Source organism: Rhizobium sp. SYY.PMSO, from assembly GCF_046840415.1.
Taxonomy (GTDB): domain Bacteria; phylum Pseudomonadota; class Alphaproteobacteria; order Rhizobiales; family Rhizobiaceae; genus Rhizobium.
Window position 1 is genome coordinate 1143525 of sequence record NZ_CP177350.1, and the last position, 16963, is coordinate 1160487.

Annotated in this window: 13 protein-coding genes; 10 read left to right on the forward strand and 3 right to left on the reverse strand. The window is 62.7% G+C overall.

Annotated features, from left to right (window positions below):
- The first annotated feature begins 3 nt into the window (after positions 1-3).
- The 7 genes from tssG to ACJJVH_RS23660 are packed head-to-tail and all read left to right on the forward strand — an operon-like array spanning position 4 to position 10870.
- Entirely contained in the window at positions 4-1029 is a 1026-nt protein-coding gene (gene tssG / locus ACJJVH_RS23630) for a type VI secretion system baseplate subunit TssG (RefSeq protein WP_412065301.1), read from the forward strand.
- Positions 1019-2212: an FHA domain-containing protein gene (locus ACJJVH_RS23635; protein WP_412065302.1), complete on the forward strand. Its 1194-nt coding sequence runs from the start codon at positions 1019-1021 to the stop codon at positions 2210-2212. The genes tssG and ACJJVH_RS23635 overlap by 11 nt, the downstream gene beginning before the upstream one ends.
- Positions 2209-3549 (forward strand): type VI secretion system baseplate subunit TssK, encoded by a 1341-nt coding sequence (gene tssK, locus ACJJVH_RS23640; protein ID WP_412065303.1) that lies wholly within the window; start codon positions 2209-2211, stop codon positions 3547-3549. The genes ACJJVH_RS23635 and tssK overlap by 4 nt, the downstream gene beginning before the upstream one ends.
- A complete protein-coding gene (gene tssL / locus ACJJVH_RS23645) occupies positions 3546-5078 on the forward strand; it encodes a type VI secretion system protein TssL, long form (RefSeq protein ID WP_412065304.1) in 1533 nt (510 codons plus the stop codon). The genes tssK and tssL overlap by 4 nt, the downstream gene beginning before the upstream one ends.
- Positions 5075-8563 carry a type VI secretion system membrane subunit TssM gene (tssM, locus tag ACJJVH_RS23650; protein ID WP_412065305.1) on the forward strand — a complete coding sequence of 1163 codons (3489 nt, stop codon included), beginning with the start codon at positions 5075-5077 and terminating at the stop codon, positions 8561-8563. Before tssL ends, tssM begins: the two co-directional genes overlap by 4 nt.
- Positions 8564-8573: 10 nt before the next feature.
- Positions 8574-9962, forward strand: a complete 1389-nt coding sequence (gene tagF, locus ACJJVH_RS23655; protein WP_412065306.1) for a type VI secretion system-associated protein TagF — start codon at positions 8574-8576, stop codon at positions 9960-9962.
- 23 nt (positions 9963-9985) lie between these two features.
- Positions 9986-10870 (forward strand): protein kinase domain-containing protein, encoded by an 885-nt coding sequence (locus ACJJVH_RS23660; RefSeq protein ID WP_412065307.1) that lies wholly within the window; start codon positions 9986-9988, stop codon positions 10868-10870.
- Positions 10871-10881: 11 nt separating this feature from the next.
- On the opposite strand, the gene ACJJVH_RS23665 is transcribed toward ACJJVH_RS23660, so the two are convergent.
- Entirely contained in the window at positions 10882-12024 is a 1143-nt protein-coding gene (locus ACJJVH_RS23665) for a polysaccharide biosynthesis/export family protein (protein ID WP_112801948.1), read from the reverse strand.
- Positions 12025-12473: 449 nt separating this feature from the next.
- Here ACJJVH_RS23665 and ACJJVH_RS23670 point away from each other — a divergent pair, with 449 nt between their 5' ends.
- Positions 12474-12884: a hypothetical protein gene (locus ACJJVH_RS23670; RefSeq protein ID WP_113401123.1), complete on the forward strand. Its 411-nt coding sequence runs from the start codon at positions 12474-12476 to the stop codon at positions 12882-12884.
- A gap of 132 nt (positions 12885-13016) precedes the next feature.
- Here ACJJVH_RS23670 and ACJJVH_RS23675 read toward each other — a convergent pair whose 3' ends face one another.
- Together ACJJVH_RS23675 and ACJJVH_RS23680 are read right to left on the reverse strand one after the other, a co-directional pair.
- Positions 13017-14048, reverse strand: a complete 1032-nt coding sequence (locus tag ACJJVH_RS23675) for a LacI family DNA-binding transcriptional regulator (protein WP_113371739.1) — start codon at positions 14046-14048, stop codon at positions 13017-13019.
- A 62-nt stretch (positions 14049-14110) separates the two neighbouring features.
- Positions 14111-14869: an SDR family oxidoreductase gene (locus ACJJVH_RS23680; RefSeq protein ID WP_112801954.1), complete on the reverse strand. Its 759-nt coding sequence runs from the start codon at positions 14867-14869 to the stop codon at positions 14111-14113.
- An 88-nt stretch (positions 14870-14957) separates the two neighbouring features.
- On the opposite strand from ACJJVH_RS23680, the gene ACJJVH_RS23685 reads away from it, so the two are divergent.
- Both ACJJVH_RS23685 and ACJJVH_RS23690 read left to right on the forward strand, forming a co-directional pair.
- Positions 14958-15905 (forward strand): 2-hydroxyacid dehydrogenase, encoded by a 948-nt coding sequence (locus ACJJVH_RS23685; protein WP_113385071.1) that lies wholly within the window; start codon positions 14958-14960, stop codon positions 15903-15905.
- 10 nt (positions 15906-15915) lie between these two features.
- On the forward strand, positions 15916-16947 hold the full coding sequence (locus ACJJVH_RS23690) for an L-idonate 5-dehydrogenase (RefSeq protein ID WP_412065308.1): 1032 nt from the start codon (positions 15916-15918) through the stop codon (positions 16945-16947).
- Positions 16948-16963 lie beyond the last annotated feature (16 nt).

Below are 16963 nucleotides of genomic sequence, written 5' to 3' on the forward strand. Positions count from 1 at the left end.
AGGATGGACCAGCTCCGGCCAAATGACAGCGAAATGCTCGCCGCGCTGCTCGAAAGCGACCCCGGTCGCTTCGAACCGTCGACGGCTTTTCGCATCGCCCAGCAAGCGGCTGGCGATCATTTGACGGTGTCCTCGCCCACCGGCGTTTCGCCGGCTCCCCTTGCCGTCAGCGACTTCAGGAAAAAGGGCGCAACAGGCACGGTCCGGGCCAGCATGGCCGGACTGCTCGGCCCGCTTGGGGCAATGCCGCCGAGCTACAACGAGCTGGTAATCCGCGAGGAGCGCAATCGGGCACACGGGCTATCGAGCTTCTTCGATCTGTTCACGAGCCGGCTCGCAGAGCTTTTCGTCGATGCGAGCGAGAAATATCGCCTCGCCCGGCGGTTGCGATGGAGCCCGGACAGAAACGGCAACACCTTCATCAAGACGCTGTTCTCGCTGGCCGGCTTCGGAACGGCGCGGCTGAAGGAAAGGGTTCGGCCCGATGACGAACTGATCCTCCGTTTTTCCGGCTTCTTTGCAGCCCGGACCCGTAATGCGGCCAATCTGCAGGCCATGCTACAGGAATTCAGTGGCCTGCCGGTGGCGATCGAATCGTTCAAGGGCAAATGGCTTTCCATTCCCGAGGGCGAACGTAGTCGCATGGGGCAGCCGCAGGGCGTGCAGCTTGGCGTCAATGCGACTGCGGGGGCCGCAGTCCATGATTTCGGTGGCAGTTTCCGCGTCGTGATTGGACCTGTCGATTATGACGACTACCGGTCGCTTTCACCGGGCAGCGCCAATATCGATGCGCTGTTCGCGCTGACGCGGCTATATGTCGATCCCTCGCTCAATTTCGACATCCAGGTCGTGTTGAAGAAAGAGCATGTCCCTTTCTGCCGGCTCGGTGCGGACGATGATCCGCCGAGGCTCGGATGGAACAGCTGGGCGCGCGTCGCGGCGGCGGATCGCGATAGCGGCGATGCCATCATCATCGAGCCGCGCGACGCGCAAAGACAATCCGATCAGGGAGGGCGCCATGCGGCTTGAACTGCGGCAAATCGCGGGAGAAGGCTCCAGCAAGGGATGGTTCCTCGAGCGCGGCAAGCGCACGCTCGGCCGATCGCCGGATTGCGACTGGCAGGTCTCGGACCCTCAGCGCCAGATTTCGAAGACCCATTGCGTGATCGAGCGCGATCGCGCCGGCTTTCTGCTGCGGGACCAGAGCGCGAACGGCACTCGCGTCGACGAGATGACGATCCTGGAAGGCGAGACGGCGAGACTGGCCGACAAATCCAGGATCGCATTCGGCGATATCGCCTTCAGCGTCGTCATCACGGGGGAAGCCGACCGCGACATCGACGATCCGGCCGCCGACCTGCGCCTCAGCGATGAGACGCTGACGATCTCATCCATTCTTGCCGACATCGCACCCGGCGGCAGCACGGCAACCGGTCTGCTCGGCCAGCGAAACGGCGATGACTGGATCGCCGCACTTCCGCAATCTTCGAAGAAGAGCAAGTCGCCGAGCAGGAACGTCGATATCGGCTGGAACGGCCCGCCTGACATCAACGGCATCAAACCGATCCTTCCGGACGACTGGAACTCCGATTTGGAGCTCGGCAGTCAGCTGGAGCATGGCGCGGCGACTCATGTCTCCGTCGCCGTTGCCCGCAGCCCCGCAGCGGACGCGGCCGAAACCGCGAAAACAATCGTTCCCGCCAACGATATGCGGATCGGCGACGAGGCTGATCAGGACGCGGAGGACAGGAGCTTCGCGCTGCAATTCGATCCGCTGCGGCAGCTCGAAGCGCTCGTCTCCACACTGGAACAGACAGTCGATGACGAGGCATCCATCTTCGGAATTGGGAACGACCTTACTCACTCGTCCGCTTCACTGTTCAGCCGCGAACGGAGCGAGCAGCTTGCCGACCGTCTGCGACGAGTCATTTCGAGGCAATCCGCCCTCAATGCCGGGCTTGAAAACCTGGTGCGCGAAGCCAACCGGATGTTCGAGCCCCGCATGATCGAGGCGCATGTCGACGCTTCCCCGCGCAAGGCACTTTGGCGCGGCAATGGCGACTATTGGAAGGCTTACCGCACGCAGTTCGAAAAGGACGGAAAGAGCATTTCCGTCCGCGACCTCCTGGCCGAGGCATTTCGCGCCTCCGCGGACGGAGAGAACGAGCAGGATACCACCAGTTTTGCAGAGAGGACGGGCAACACCCGATGAAGAACGAAAATCGCGTGGCTTGGAGCGAGGGCATGTTCCTTCGCGTGCAGCATTTTCAGCAGGCCGACCGCTGGACGGAGCGGCTGGTTCGCACGACCGCGCGGGGACTTGCGCCCTATCCCTGGGGGATCGCGGAAATCGGCATCGATCGCAGCGCGCTTGCCATCGGCCAGTTTGCGCTGTCGAACCTGCGCGGCATCCTGCCCGATGGGACGCCATTCGAAGCGCCTGTTGATGCGGATCTGCCTCCTCCGCTCGAACTCGACGATTCCACCAAGAACGCCATCGTCTATCTGGCCCTGCCGACGCGACAGCCCGGGAGAGCCGACGTCGCCATGAACGGCAGCGCGATGCGCAACAGCGTGCGCATCACCGCCTCGCAATATGAGGCGCCGGATGCGAATATGGAAACCGACTTCATGGCGCCGATCGATGTCGGCCGCCTGAGCCTGCGCTACCTGAAGACCGGCGACGAGCTTGCGGGTTACGATCTGATCGGCCTTGCACGTATCATCGAGGTTCGCTCCGACCGATCGGTCATTCTCGATCCGGACTATATAGCTCCCTCGCTGAATTGCGCCGCCGAAGCACGGCTGAATGAGCTCATCACCGAGCTGCTCGGCATCGTGCGTCATCGCGCCGAAGCCATTGCCGAACGCATCGGCGATCCCACGGTCCGCGGAACCGCGGAAGTGGGCGACTATTTTCTGCTCCACATCCTCAATCGCGCCGATCCGATGCTGCGCCATATTGCGGCGAATGCATCGCGACTGCATCCGATGACCTTTTATGAAGAATGCATTCAGCTTGCGGGTGAGCTTGCGACCTTCACGACCGACCGCAAGCGCGCCAGCGATTTTCCGCCCTATCGCCACGACGATCTGAAGGCGACATTTTCCGCTGTCTTCAATGATTTGCGCACGTCTCTTTCCGCAGTGCTGGAACAGGCTGCGGTGGCAATCGAGCTCATCGAGCGGCGCCATGACGTGCGTGTCGGCACCATCAACGACCGCTCCCTGCTGAAAGATGCCGGTTTCGTGCTTGCCGTCCGCGCCGAAATGTCGGCCGAGGATGTGCGCCGCAAGCTGCCCGCACAGATCAAGATCGGTCCGGTGGAGCGGATCGCCGAACTCGTCAACGTCGCGCTGCCGGGCATTCCCGTCCGCCCCCTCCCGGTACTGCCGCGGCAGCTGCCCTACCGCTCGGGCACGATCTATTTCGAGCTCGATACGAAAAATCCGCTTTGGAAACAGCTTGATACCTCCGGCGCGATCGCGCTGCATCTCGCGGGCGACTTCCCTGGCCTTGAGATGGAACTGTGGGCCCTCAGAGAATGAACACACCACGCTCAACACCCTGGCACGAGCTGCCGACGATCATCGAATTGACGGAAGACGGCGCCCGCAAGAACGACGCCGCCCGCAAGATGGCCGATCTGCTGGATGACGAGCTGGACCGGCAGCCAAGCGGCAAGGCTGGCGAAGCGAACGGCGGCTGGTCCGTCGATGCCTTGATCCGCGGCTTTCGCTTCGGCGGCGAGGACGTTCCGACCATCGTGCGCTCGGCAGCGCCATTGCTCAACCTCGCCCACAGCTTGCGCAACACCGAAGAGCAACCTGACATTGCCGAGTTGCGGCAGGTGACGATCGATGCGGTCGGACGCTACGAGCGCGATCTCGCGAGCGCGCGCATCAGCCCGGAGCGGGCACGCGCGGCCCATTACGTCGTCTGCGCGACCATCGACGACGTGGTTCTGAGCAAGCGCTGGGGCGTGCGCGCCGGCTGGGCGCGCTCCGGTCTGGTTTCGACCTTCCACATGGACGTGACCGGCGGCGATCGTGTCTTCGATCTGCTGGACCATTTCCAGCAGAGCCCCGGCACCAACAAGGACCTGCTCCTTCTCATATATCTCTGCCTGTCGCTCGCCTTCGAGGGCCGCACACGCGTTTCGCCGCGCGGATCTCTGGAACTCGGGCGTATTCGCGATAGCCTGTACAAGACACTGCTCGGCCAGTACGGCGTCTTCGAGCGCGAGCTGTCGCCACATTGGCGTGGCGTTTCCGCGCGCCACAAGCCCTTGCGCACCGCCGTCGCGCTTTGGACCATCCTTTCCGTGCTCGCGCTTCTGTTTGCACTCGGCTACATGTTCTTCACGCTGTCGCTGAATAGCGCCTCCGACGCGACCTTCGAGCGCCTGGCCAACCTGCCGCCGCGCGATACGCCAAGCGTTCTGATCGAGACGCCGAAGCCGAAGGAAGTCGTCGCGCAGACGCCGCCGCCCGTGAAAAAGCCGCCGGAAACACCGCCGCCGGTGGAGGTCAAGCCGCAGCCGACCCCGCTCGACAATCTGCTTGCCTTCCTGCAGCCGGAGGTCGACCGCAAGCTGGTCACGCTCTCGAACTCCAACGGCCGGCTGCTGGTGCGCATCAACAATTCCGGCCTGTTCGACACGGGCAGCGCCGACGTCAGCGATAAATTCCGCGATCTCCTCCAGCACATCGGCGGGGCGCTCGCCTCCGAAAAATTCCGCGCCGTCGTCGTCGGCTATACCGACAACGTGCCGATCCGCACCGCGCAGTTCCCGTCGAACTGGCATCTTTCCGAGGCTCGGGCCCGCGCCGTCGGCGATATCCTCGCGACCTATACCGGCAAGGATGCGATCCTGACCGAGGGACGCGCCGATAGCGACCCGCTCGCCAGCAACGACACGCAGGAAGGCCGCGAGGCAAATCGCCGGACGGAAATACTGGTGCTGACCGACCCGACGCAGCGCCTCGGCGACGCGGCCCTCAATCCGCAGGCCACACCTCAGACGCAGACCGGCAACATGCCGGCGCCTGCAACGACCACGGGAGGAGCCCGATGAACCCGCTTGGCGCGTTTTATACGCTTCGCTCCTACGTCTCCGCCTATGCCGGCCTTCTCGGCCAGCGCTTCATATCGTTGATCTGGGTTGCGGCGATTTGCATCGTCGTCTGGTTCTACGGCTCCATGGTCGGCTATGGCGGCTTCAAGCCGCTGTCGGGCGCCGGCGCGCGGATGATCGCGATCGGCGTCATCATCGCCGGCTGGCTCATCTACCTGCTCGTCTCGACGCTGCGCGCCCGCAAACGCGACAAGGCGCTGGTGGACGGTATCGCCGACGATGCGGCCAGCCAGCAGGCGGAGGTGGGTGAAATCCACAGCCGCCTGAAGGAAGCCCTGCTGCTGCTGCGCCGCATCAGCAAAAAGCGCTTCGGCTATATTTACGAACTTCCCTGGTACGTCATCTTCGGCGCTCCGGGATCGGGAAAGACGACGGCGCTGACCAATTCGGGCCTGAAGTTCCCGCTCGGCGATGCGATGGGAAGCAATTCGGTGCAGGGCGCCGGCGGCACCCGCAACTGCAATTGGTGGTTCGCCGACGAAGCCATCCTGATCGATACCGCTGGCCGTTATACCACACAGGACGATTTGAACGGTGCGTCGAAAGCCGGATGGGAAGGCTTTCTCGGGCTGTTGCGCAAATATCGCCGCTCGCAGCCGATCAACGGCGCGCTCGTCACGCTCTCGATCGGCGACCTTCTCAGCCGCGATCACGAAATACAGCTCGAAGAGGTGCGTTCCATCCGCAAGCGGCTGTCGGAGCTCGACGAGTTCCTGCATGCCCGCGTGCCGGTCTATGTCGTTCTGACCAAGGCCGATCTCTTGACGGGCTTTGTCGAATTCTTCGACGGTCTCGCGAAAACCGACCGAGAGCAGGTCTGGGGCACGACCTTCGATCTCGACGAAAGCTACAAGGGGCAGAACCTGCCGGAGCGCTTCATGGAAGAATTCGCGCTGCTGCAGCAGCGGGTCGATGCCATGCTGATCGAGCGCCTGCAGCAGGAGCCGAATGTCGAGGTTCGCGGCCGCATCTTCCGCTTTCCCGCCGAACTCGCCTCGCTGGGCGAGCGCCTGCAGGAACTATTGACGGAGCTTTGCTCGTCGTCCAATCTCGTCGAAGCTCCCCTCGTTCGCGGCGTCTACTTCGCTTCCGGCACGCAGAGCCGCGAGACGGAAACGCCGCGCACGCGCCGCAGCTATTTCCTGTCGCGTCTCTTCAAGGACGTGATCTTCGGCGAGGCGTCGCTTGTTGCCCGCGACAGGCGCCTGTCGGGCCGGCAGGCCATGATCAGGCGAATTGCCTATGGTGCCGCCGCCCTCGCGCTCGCGATCGTCTTTACCGGGTGGACGGCGACCTACTTCCAGAATTCGCGCGCGATTGCCGCCGCCGAACGGCGCATCGACAACTACGAGAAGCTGGCGACCGGCATTCCGGTGCGCGATGTTACCGATGCGGATTTCCTGCGCGTCTTGCCGGCGCTCGACAATCTGCGGGCTGTGACCGGCGGCTTCGACGAGGCTCGCCTCTGGCCGACGAGCTTTGGCCTCGACCAGAAAGACAAGATCGCCAGCCGCCAGCGCGGGGCCTATCAACGCGCGCTGAACGCGCTTCTCTTGCCGCGTATGCTGGTAGAACTGCAAAATGAGCTCAAGCAGACATCGGATGTGCAGAAGACGTTCGATGCCTTGAAGTTCTACGGTATGCTCGGCGGGATGGGGCCGGTCGACAGGGAATTTGTCTCACAGCAGTCTGAAGATATGTTTGCGGCGCTCTATAAGGGTGAAGGACGAGCCGCCACGCGCAAGGCTCTTCTCACGCATGTCGAGGCCATGGCCGACGGCAGCCTGCCCGCGATCGAGCTGGATACCGATCTGATCGCCAAGGCTCGCGAGACGATCCACTCACAGAGCCTCGCGGCCCGTGCTTACGACATCCTGACGCATTCGCGTCAGGCCCGCCAACTGGATGCCTGGCTTCCCGCCGATGGATTGGGGCCGCTCGGCGCCCAGATCTTCCAGCGCAAGTCCAAGGCGACGCTACGTGATGGCATTCCCGGAATTTTTACCGGCAAGGGTTATCGTGAGGTAGTGCTGCCGACCGTCGTTGCCGCCGCTTCGGAAGCACTCAAGGAGCAATGGGTACGGGGTGACAATGACCCGGTTCCCGCGGGGATGACCACGGATGTGATTTCGCAGGCGGCATTGCAGCTTTATTTCGATGCCTTCCAGCAGCATTGGTCGTCGCTTCTCGCCGATCTCCAGGTGCGGCCGTCGGGCAACCTTGCCGATGCGACCGAGACGGCGCGCATCCTGGCGGCCAATCCGAGCCCGGTGGAGATGGTGCTGAAATCCATCGCCGCAGCCACGGACCTGCGTCCGGCTTCGGGCACGGAAGTTGCCGCGCTCGACGATGTTCCGGATGCAGCCCTGACAGCCGCAACAGCAGGCGCCGTGAGTGCGCCCGACCCATACGGTCCGCTGCGGGCTGCCCTTGAGCCGAATGCCACCGACGCGCAGCCAGCGTCCCGCGACGGCAACGACCAAAGCGGCAGCGATAAGCCGCGCTCGCAGATCCAGAGCCTCCAGCCGACCCTGCAAAACATCTACGGCCAGTTGTCCCGTGCCGCGAACTCGACGGCGGAGGTCGCCCGTGTCTTCGACGCCGGCGGACAGCTCGCGAATGCCAACCAGGATCTGCTGCAGCAGGCCCGCGGGCTTCCCGCGCCCGCCGATGCATGGATGGTCGCCGTTGCCGCCGATATCGGATCACTGGCGGTCAAGACGGCGCGCGCCCGTATCAACGACCTTTGGGCAAGCGAAGGCGCCGACCTGTGTGCCCGCATCGTTGCCGGTCGATATCCCTTCGACCGCTCCTCCGGTCAGGATATCGCCATGGCGGACTTTGTCCGGCTGTTCGGCCCGCAGGGATTGTTCCAGTCCTTCTTTAAGAATCGGCTGGAAGCGTTTGTAGATACAAGCGCGCAGCCCTGGGGGTGGCGTGGGACTTTCGGCGGTGACAGCATCCCCAGTCAGGCGATCGCGCAGTTCGAAAACGCCAGCAAGATCGAGCACGCCTTCTTCCCGGCCGGCAGCGAGAAACCTGCAATCGCCATCAACGTGAAGCCGATTTCGCTCTCGGATTCGGCCAACGCCGTGCTCATGGAAATCGGCGGCGAACGCGTCGTCTATAATCACGGACGGGTGGTGCCAAAATCCATCGCGTGGCCGGCAGCCGGCGCGGAGAACCAGTCCCGGATCGTATTTTTGCCCGGCAACTGGGATGAAGCCATGATGCAGAACGGCGACTGGTCGCCCTTCCGCCTGTTCGATGCGGCGAAAGTGACGGTCGAGGGCCCCGATCTTTTCCGGGCGCGCTTCGATGACAAGGACGGCCGGACGGCGGAGTTCGACGTGCAGTTCGGTTCGGTGCTCAATCCGTTCCGGCTACAGGCATTGTCCGATTTCAGCTGCCCGACCCAATTTTGACGGTCCGCCGATGAACGAACCCCTCGCCCGCACCCAATCGCCGATGCAAGCCGACGCGATCGGCTTTTTCGGAAAATTGCCGACGCACGGCGATTTCGTCTCTTCGGCGCTCGGTCTGCGTCTGCGGAGCGAGCTCGATCAATGGAGCCGCAGCGGCCTCATCGCGCTGGAAGCCGCATTGGGACCGGACTGGCGCCGGCCGTTTCACGCGACGACGGCCTGGCGCTTCGTCGTCGGCAACGGTGTCTGGGGGCCAACCGCCATTGCCGGCGTCCTCCTGCCCAGCCGCGATCGCGTCGGCAGAAGCTTTCCCCTGATCATCGCCGCCCAGTTGCAGCGCTTTTCCGGCCAGTTACGCGATCTGTGCGAAGACAACAGCTGGTTTACCGCCGCCGAGGCGCTGGCGGAGAGCTCCGAAAAAGCCGATTTCGAGATGCAGCGGTTCATCGAGGGCATCAGGCGGCTCCGCGCGCCTTTCATCGACAAGCGGTCGGCCGCGACGCAATCTGCGAGCCCTGACGAGATGAGGACGCCAGCCTCGCTCTGGTGGCGCATCAATCCCGGCAGCCGCCATGGCAAGGGATTCCGCACCATGGCAGCCCCGACGGCGCAGGATTTCGTCAAACTGGTTACGGCGGAAGCACCCAGCTTGCCCGTATCAGCCGAACCGCCGCCGGTGCGTGCCGCCACCCCTGCCGCAATCAGGGAGCCGGAACCAGCGGCAGCGGCCCGAGCGGAATGGGCAATAGCGCACAGCCACGCCAGCCACGCCGGAACACGCCTTTCCTTGAACGCCGACGCACTCCTTCTCAGCGATGCGCCGCACATTTTCGCAATCGCGGATGGCGTCGGCAACGGCATCGGCGCCATCGAGGCGGCAAGGATCGCCACAGGTATATTAGCCGGGATACCCGAGCGGGAAAACCTGCAAGGCCTGGTGCAGGACATCAAGAGCAAGCTCAGCCATGCGCATGCCATCCTGCGCGCCAAGGGAGCGAACATCGAACGGGAACCTCCCATCGCCAGCATCGTAACGGCCGCACTGCTTGACGGCGAATTCGCTGCCATATGGGCAGGAGACGCGCGATGTTACCTGCTGCGCGATGGCATGATGCGGCTTCTGACCCGCGATCATATCGACATCGGCCTCCGGCGCACGCTTGGCCGCGGGCTGGGACTGAAGGACCAGTTCGTCTCCGAAACCGTCGGCGACCGGTTTCAACGTGACGACCGGCTTCTGCTCGCCAGCGGCCCGCTGTCGCGCACGCTTACCGATCGCATCATAGCCGAGATCCTGATCGAGACGCCGCTGGAACAGGCGGCCGAGGCGCTGATCCAGGAGGCGCTGATCGCCAATTGCCGCGAAAATGTCAGCGCCATCGTCATCGGCGCGCCATGAACGGATATCCGGACACCGAGGAGATGAGGCGGATCGCAGCCAGTTTTGCCGGGCTGCTGCGTCTTCTGACCCACAATGGCGAAACCGAGCGGCCGAAAGACATCCGCGATCTGCTGATCGATCGATTGCGTGATACGCTGGACCGGCGCCTGCCTTCCCTGACCGACGATGCCCCGTCCTTCATCGGCAACAGCTTTCTGGTCGAGGCCGGCGTTCACCGCAATGGACGGACGGAAATCAGCCGATTGCGCCACCGCGACCTCGGCACGCTTCATGCCATGAAAACAATCGGGGTCGATCGGGCGAATGACGCGGCCGCCGTCGCTTCGCTGCTGCGCGAGGCCCGCATCGGTATGCTGCTTTGCAACAGCAATCTCGCCGCCGCGCGATGCGCCATCCGCCTGCCTGACGGTCGTCCGGCGATCATCATGGAATGGATCGGGCCGTCCTTGTCGCAACGATTGGCCGCTGGTGCGCTTTCTTCGGTGGATATCAGGACTGCAACGAAATCCCTGCTCCTCGGGCTGGGGGCCATTCATGAGGCTGGCTATGTGCACGGCGATATTTCGCCCGCGAACCTTCTGCTGCGTGATGGTGATTTCAATCAATTGAAGATCGCCGATTTCGGCACGGCAATGGAGCGCGGCGCCTGCTACCAGGATCTCGATATCGCAAAATCGGCGACGCCGGGTTTCACGGCCCCGGAAATATCGGCCAATTCAGCCGCCGACCCACGCGCCGATCTTTATTCCGCCGGCTGCGTAATCAGCCTGCTTCTCGACCATTGCGACGACGCAGGCGAAACAGTCGAGCAGCTAAAGGCGCTGGCCCTGCGGTTGATGGCCGATTGCCGCTCGAAAAGGCCGCCCGATGCTTTGGCGGCGCTTGCTTCGATGAATGAGGCGTAGTTCCAATCCGCTCAGTTCGAGGCGGAACTGCCCGGAAGCGGCGCCGCAGCGGTCGGCACGCTCTTCTGATAGACGGTCAACAGCTTGGCCGCATCCACCATGCCGGCATTGCTGGCATAGATCGTGTCGCCATCCTGCATCTTGAACTGCTGCATCAGCACGAAATTCGAAACATCCTTCAGGTTGACGCTATAAATGACGGGCTTGACGGAAACGACCGTCGGCACGCTTGCTCCCTTGGCCAGCGGGGCGGCGGCCTGCGAATAGGTCTTCTGATTGCGGAAGAGGTAGAAATTGCGGGAATCGGCGCGATCGTCGAGCAGGCCGCCGGCACGCGCGAGCGCTTGCGCCAAGGTCGTCTTGCCCGGTTCCAGCGGGAATTCGCCGACGCTCTTGAAGGCGCCAAGTGCGGTGAAGCTTTGCGACGCGCCATCGACGAACACCTGATCGCCGGGGAGAAGGCGTACGTTCTGCTTGTCGTCCTGCAAAATGCGATCCAGCGGCGCAGTGGCGCGCTGCGAACCACGGGTCAGCGTTACAGTCGCATTGCTCGGCGAGGAGGACGCGCCTCCGGCAAGAGCGATGACATCAAGCACGCGTTCCTTGCGCGCCGTCAGCGGGAAGCGGCCGGCAGAGCGAACCTTGCCATCGACCGTTACCGCGCTCGAGGGTTTATCGACGACCGTCACGACGGCCTGAGGGTTGACGGAGGATCCCTTGAGGGCCGTTACGATCTGCGACTGCAGGCCCTCCGGCGTCGAATCGATTACCCGCTGCTTGCCGACATAGGGCATGGTGACGAAACCGCGGGAATCGACGGTAAAGCGGCCGAGATTGAGCGACTTGCTCTGGGTGGCCGACAACAATCCGTCTTCGCCGGTATCCAGCACCGTCACGTCGAAGACATCGCCGGGACGAAGCCGCGCATCCGAAAAGCCGCCCGAACGCAAGCTGGCGAGACCGCGATCGGTGGGAGCGTAGGAGGGTGCCACGACCTGGCCGCCCATCGGAGCCGACGACAGCGGCACGACCGGAATCCGCTCGTGAGTGTATGGCATGGTCGCATTGCGAATATTACCGGCGCTTGGTCCATCGGACGGCCTTGCACAGGCGCTGAGGACAACCAAGGGTAAAATCGCCGCCAATTTCCGCATTCCCGAACCTCCTTCGGATGTTAAAGGCAAGGCAGAAATATCAACCAGAAGGCGGGAGGCAATATGCGAGCCTAATAAATAATGAATTATGACGGTTCGGTTGTTTACCATTGTGTCCAAATAGCAACCGCTTATGGACATAAGCCCTCGAAACTGGAGTTTTTAGCACCTTCGAATGCGGCTTATCGCTGAAATATGAAGGGAAAATGCGAATCAACGGCAACGTTCGGAAAAGGGAATGCCGAATGCGCGCTCCCTCCCATTGTCAATCCGGTATGTCGACCTAGTTTCTCCGTGGGTCGATTTCCGGGATATCGGGCATGGCCTCCTGCCTAAAACTCTCTATTCATGCGTGCAGCCTTCAATAGACACATCCGCTCTCTCCTAGTATTCACTAACGCCCGTGCTGACCTGCACGGTCTCTCCACCTGCCAAGAGGCTATGAAATCATGCTTACAAGGATAGCTTGCGCCTTTGCTCTCGGCCTTCTTTCAACGACACCGGCATTCGCCGATACGTGCTCGAATCATTTCGAAAGCAGCGGCGTCCCATTGGTTACGGGCATTACCTACAAGACCTGGATGGTTTTTCCGTCCGTCAATCCCAATGCCGCTTTTGACAAAGTATCGCGCGCCGTTCTCGCCGAGGGTTTTGTCGATGTGAACGTGGAGAAGAAGCTCGGCACGCTGACCGCTCAACAGGAAACAAGCGGATCCGGCAGACCCCAGACCTTGCGTGTCGTCGTGCGAAAGAACGGCAAAGGCAGCCGCGTCGATGCGGTGTTCATCGTGCAGGCGGGACAAGTGGCTCCCGGCGTCAGCAAGAACCTCTGCCGCATCGTGACCGCTGTCGGCGAGTAATCCCCTCCGAACGATCGTCTGGCCGCATTGATCGCACTCCCATCGATGCTGTGGGATCGTGGAGCCGCGGGCGGGTAGATCCGAAATCGGTAATCCCGGCAGCAGGACATGGCGCGGCCCGCGCCATTCCTCTCAATGGCGGGGCAACAACACGCGGCTGCTGTCGCGCGCGATCAGCCGGGGCTCGATCTTCACATCGGCACCGGGCCGCGAACCATCGAGAATATCGAGGATCAGTTCGGCGGTCCGCTCACCGATTTCGCGCGCATGGGCATTGATCGTCGTCAGCGTCGGTACGCAGACCTCGCCGATTTCATAATTTCCGAATCCGCCGATGGAAAAGCGGTCGGGAACGGCAATGCCAAGCCGATGGCATTCCGTGAGTGCGCCATAGGCGGCCAGATCCGAAACACAGACGATCGCCTCGGTATCGGGATAGAGTTCGATCAGCCTCGCCATGGCATCGGCGCCTTCACGCATGGAGATCGGGGGCGGCCCCGCAGCGATCAGCCTGGATGGATCGAGGCCATGCGCCTGCATCGCCGCGACGAAGCCGCGCCTGCGCTCGCTGCCGCGCGCATCACGCTCGACATCGCCGCCGATGAAGGCGATGCGCCGACAGCCGAGGGCAACGAAATGATCCACCATGTCGCGCATGACGACCGCATTGGAAAAGCCGACGTAGTGGCCGATCGGATCGGCCGGGATGTCCCAGGTCTCGATGACGGGAATTGCCACCGTCTGCAAAAGCCGGCGCGCGCGCTGCGTATGCGTACCGCCGGTCACGACGATCGCCTGCGGCTTGCGGCGAAGCAGTTGCTCGATCAGCCGCTCTTCTTCTTCGACATTATAGTTCGTGTAGCCAAGCAGGATCTGCATGTCCCGCCGCGACAAGGTATCGGAGAGCCCGCCGACAGTATCGGCGAAATTGGCATTGTTGATGGAAGGAATAGTGACCGCGACAAAGCCCGATTTCTGCGAACGCAGGTTGGCGGCCGTGCTGTCGAAGACGTAGCCCAGTTCTTCGGCTGTTCTCAGAATGGTTTCGCGGGTCTCCGCGCTGACCAGGCTATCCGCCTTGAAGGCGCGCGATACCGTCATCGGAGACACTCCCATGACGCGGGCTATATCGGCCATGGTCGGCGTTTTACGATGATTGCTCATCAACGGCCCATCTTATCGTCACCATCAAAATAATATGCCCTTTCTGCGAATGGCAGGAGGCCTCAGAGCGAAGCCGTGATGCCGCCATCGACGTAGAGCACATGCCCGTTGACAAACGACGAAGCGTCCGACGCCAGGAAAACGCAGGCGCCGACCAGTTCCTCGACGCGCCCCCACCGGCCGGCCGGCGTACGTTTTTCGAGCCATGCCGAGAAATCGGCATCGGCAACGAGCGCTGCATTCAATGGCGTATCGAAATAACCGGGCGCGATGGCGTTGCATTGCAGCCCATGCCTGGCCCAATCCGTCGCCATGCCCTTCGTCAGATTGCCGACCGCTCCCTTCGTCGCGGTATAGGGTGCGATCGATGGCCGCGCCAGCGCCGTCTGCACGCTCGCGATATTGATGATCTTTCCGGCGCCCCGTTTGATCATGTGACGTGCCACGGCCTGACCGACGTTGAAAACGCTCGATATGTTCGTCCGCAGCAGCCGCTCGAAGGCATCGGCGGGAAAATCTTCAAGCGGCGTGCGGAACTGCATGCCGGCATTGTTGACGAGGATGTCGATCGCACCCGTCCGGGCCTCGAAATCATCGACAGCGTCGCGCGCCGCGCCGTGATCGGTGGCATCGAATGCCAGCACATGCACGCTGCCTTCGAAGCTTTCAGCCGCCGTGGCGAGCTTGTCCCTGTCCCGGCCATTGAGGATCGGCTCCGCGCCGGCCGCCGCCAGTCCTTTGGCAAGCGCAAGCCCGATCCCTTGCGACGAACCCGTCACCAGCGCGCGGCGCCCTTTCAGATCGAAGAGGCCAAGAGACATCGTTTCCTCCGTTTTTTCATCTCGACAATGATTGCTTCTCCTGTTTATGTTATCGATAACATTCAATGTCAAGGGAATGACGTAAACGATGAGCAAGCCAGCGATCCTGCAAATTGGCCCCTACCCGCAATGGGATCAGGAACCTCTCGACGACGCGTTTCAGGTCCATCGCTATTTCGAAGCTGCGGACAAGGCAAAACTGCTTGCCGAGGTCGGGCCATCGATCAGGGGCATTGCCACGCGCGGCGAGCTCGGCGCCGATCGTGCGATGATAGAGGCCTGCCCCAATCTGGAGGTCATTTCAGTCTATGGCGTCGGCTTTGATGCGGTTGATCTGCAAGCCTGTCGCGAGCGCGCCATCCGCGTCACCAATACGCCCGACGTCCTGACCAATGACGTAGCGGATCTCGGGATCGCCATGATGCTCTGCCAATCGCGCGGCATGATCGGCGCCGAAAGCTGGGTGCGCGATGGCAGCTGGGCGGAAAAGGGGCTCTACCCGTTGAAACGCCGCGTCTGGGGGCGGCGCGCCGGCGTGCTTGGCCTCGGCCGGATCGGTTTCGAGGTTGCCAAGCGCCTGAAGGGCTTCGACATGCAGATCGCCTACTCCGATGTCGATGCCAAGCCGTATGCTTCGGAGTTGACGTTCGTCGCCGACCCTGTCGAACTGGCGCGACAGTCGGACTTCTTGTTCGTCACGCTCGCCGCCTCCGCAACGACCCGGCATATCGTCGGTCGGGAAGTGATCGAGGCGCTCGGCCCGGACGGCATGTTGATCAACATATCCAGAGCCTCCAATATCGATGAGGACGCTTTGCTGCAGGCGCTGGAGACCGGCAGGCTCGGATGGGCCGCGCTCGACGTCTTCGAAGGCGAGCCGAAGCTCAATCCGCGCTTCCTTGCACTCGATAACGTCCTGCTGCAACCCCATCATGCTTCCGGCACGGTGGAGACGCGCAAGGCCATGGGGCAGTTGTTGCGCGACAATCTTGCTGCCCATTTCGCCGGCCAGACTCTGCCGACACCCGTTCTTTAAGGAGGAAGACATGAAAGCCATCGTTGCTCACGCCGCCAAGGATGTGCGGATCGAGGATCGTCCGGAGGAGGAACCGGGCGCCGGAGAAGTCAAGCTGAAACTCGCGACCGGCGGGGTCTGCGGCAGCGATCTGCATTATTACAATCACGGCGGCTTCGGCACCGTCCGCCTGAAGGAGCCGATGATCCTGGGGCACGAGGTCAGCGCGACCGTGACCGCACTCGGCCCCGGGGTGCAAGGTCTGGAGGTCGGCCAACTCGTTGCGGTTTCTCCGTCCCGCCCCTGCCGGACCTGCCGCTACTGCCTGCAGGGACTGCCCAATCAATGCCTCAACATGCGCTTCTACGGCAGTGCCATGCCCTTTCCGCATATTCAGGGGGCATTTCGCGAGACGCTTGTCGCGGATGCCATTCAATGCGTGCCGGCCGATGGGCTGACGGCGGGCGAAGCTGCCATGGCCGAGCCGCTGGCCGTGACCCTGCATGCGACGCGACGCGCCGGCGAGATGCTGGGCAAGCGCGTCCTCGTAACGGGTTGCGGTCCGATCGGCGTCCTGTCGATCCTGGCTGCGCGCCGGGCGGGTGCCGCAGAGATCGTGGCGACCGACCTTTCGGATTTCACCCTGTCGCTGGCCAGGCAGGTGGGCGCCGACCGGATCATCAACACGAAGAGCGAGCCGGAGGCCTTGGCCGCCTACTCCGCCGACAAGGGCACTTTCGATGTGCTCTACGAGTGCTCGGGGGCGGCCGTGGCGCTGGTCGGCGGCATTGCCGCGCTTCGCCCGCGCGGCATCATCGTGCAACTCGGCCTCGGCGGCGACATGAGCCTGCCGATGATGGCGATTACCGCCAAGGAACTGGAGCTGCGCGGCTCTTTCCGCTTTCACGAGGAGTTTGCCGTCGGCGTCGACCTGATGCGCAAGCGCCTTATTGACGTACGGCCGCTCATCACTCATACGGTGCCGCTTGCCGACGCGATCAGCGCGTTCGAGATTGCGTCTGATCGAAGCAAGGCCATGAAGGCGCAGATCGTCTTCGCCTGAGCCGCGAGCGCTTGCG

What these genes read in the sequence shown, in the direction of transcription:
- tagF (WP_412065306.1), top strand. Translation starts at nt 8,574, where the DNA reads ATGAACGAACCCCTCGCCCGCACCCAATCGCCGATGCAAGCCGACGCG.
- ACJJVH_RS23675 (WP_113371739.1), bottom strand. Translation starts at nt 14,048, where the DNA reads ATGAGCAATCATCGTAAAACGCCGACCATGGCCGATATAGCCCGCGTC.
- tssK (WP_412065303.1), top strand. Translation starts at nt 2,209, where the DNA reads ATGAAGAACGAAAATCGCGTGGCTTGGAGCGAGGGCATGTTCCTTCGC.
- tssM (WP_412065305.1), top strand. Translation starts at nt 5,075, where the DNA reads ATGAACCCGCTTGGCGCGTTTTATACGCTTCGCTCCTACGTCTCCGCC.
- ACJJVH_RS23635 (WP_412065302.1), top strand. Translation starts at nt 1,019, where the DNA reads ATGCGGCTTGAACTGCGGCAAATCGCGGGAGAAGGCTCCAGCAAGGGA.
- ACJJVH_RS23670 (WP_113401123.1), top strand. Translation starts at nt 12,474, where the DNA reads ATGCTTACAAGGATAGCTTGCGCCTTTGCTCTCGGCCTTCTTTCAACG.
- tssG (WP_412065301.1), top strand. Translation starts at nt 4, where the DNA reads ATGGACCAGCTCCGGCCAAATGACAGCGAAATGCTCGCCGCGCTGCTC.
- ACJJVH_RS23680 (WP_112801954.1), bottom strand. Translation starts at nt 14,869, where the DNA reads ATGTCTCTTGGCCTCTTCGATCTGAAAGGGCGCCGCGCGCTGGTGACG.
- ACJJVH_RS23685 (WP_113385071.1), top strand. Translation starts at nt 14,958, where the DNA reads ATGAGCAAGCCAGCGATCCTGCAAATTGGCCCCTACCCGCAATGGGAT.
- ACJJVH_RS23660 (WP_412065307.1), top strand. Translation starts at nt 9,986, where the DNA reads ATGAGGCGGATCGCAGCCAGTTTTGCCGGGCTGCTGCGTCTTCTGACC.
- ACJJVH_RS23665 (WP_112801948.1), bottom strand. Translation starts at nt 12,024, where the DNA reads ATGCGGAAATTGGCGGCGATTTTACCCTTGGTTGTCCTCAGCGCCTGT.
- ACJJVH_RS23690 (WP_412065308.1), top strand. Translation starts at nt 15,916, where the DNA reads ATGAAAGCCATCGTTGCTCACGCCGCCAAGGATGTGCGGATCGAGGAT.
- tssL (WP_412065304.1), top strand. Translation starts at nt 3,546, where the DNA reads ATGAACACACCACGCTCAACACCCTGGCACGAGCTGCCGACGATCATC.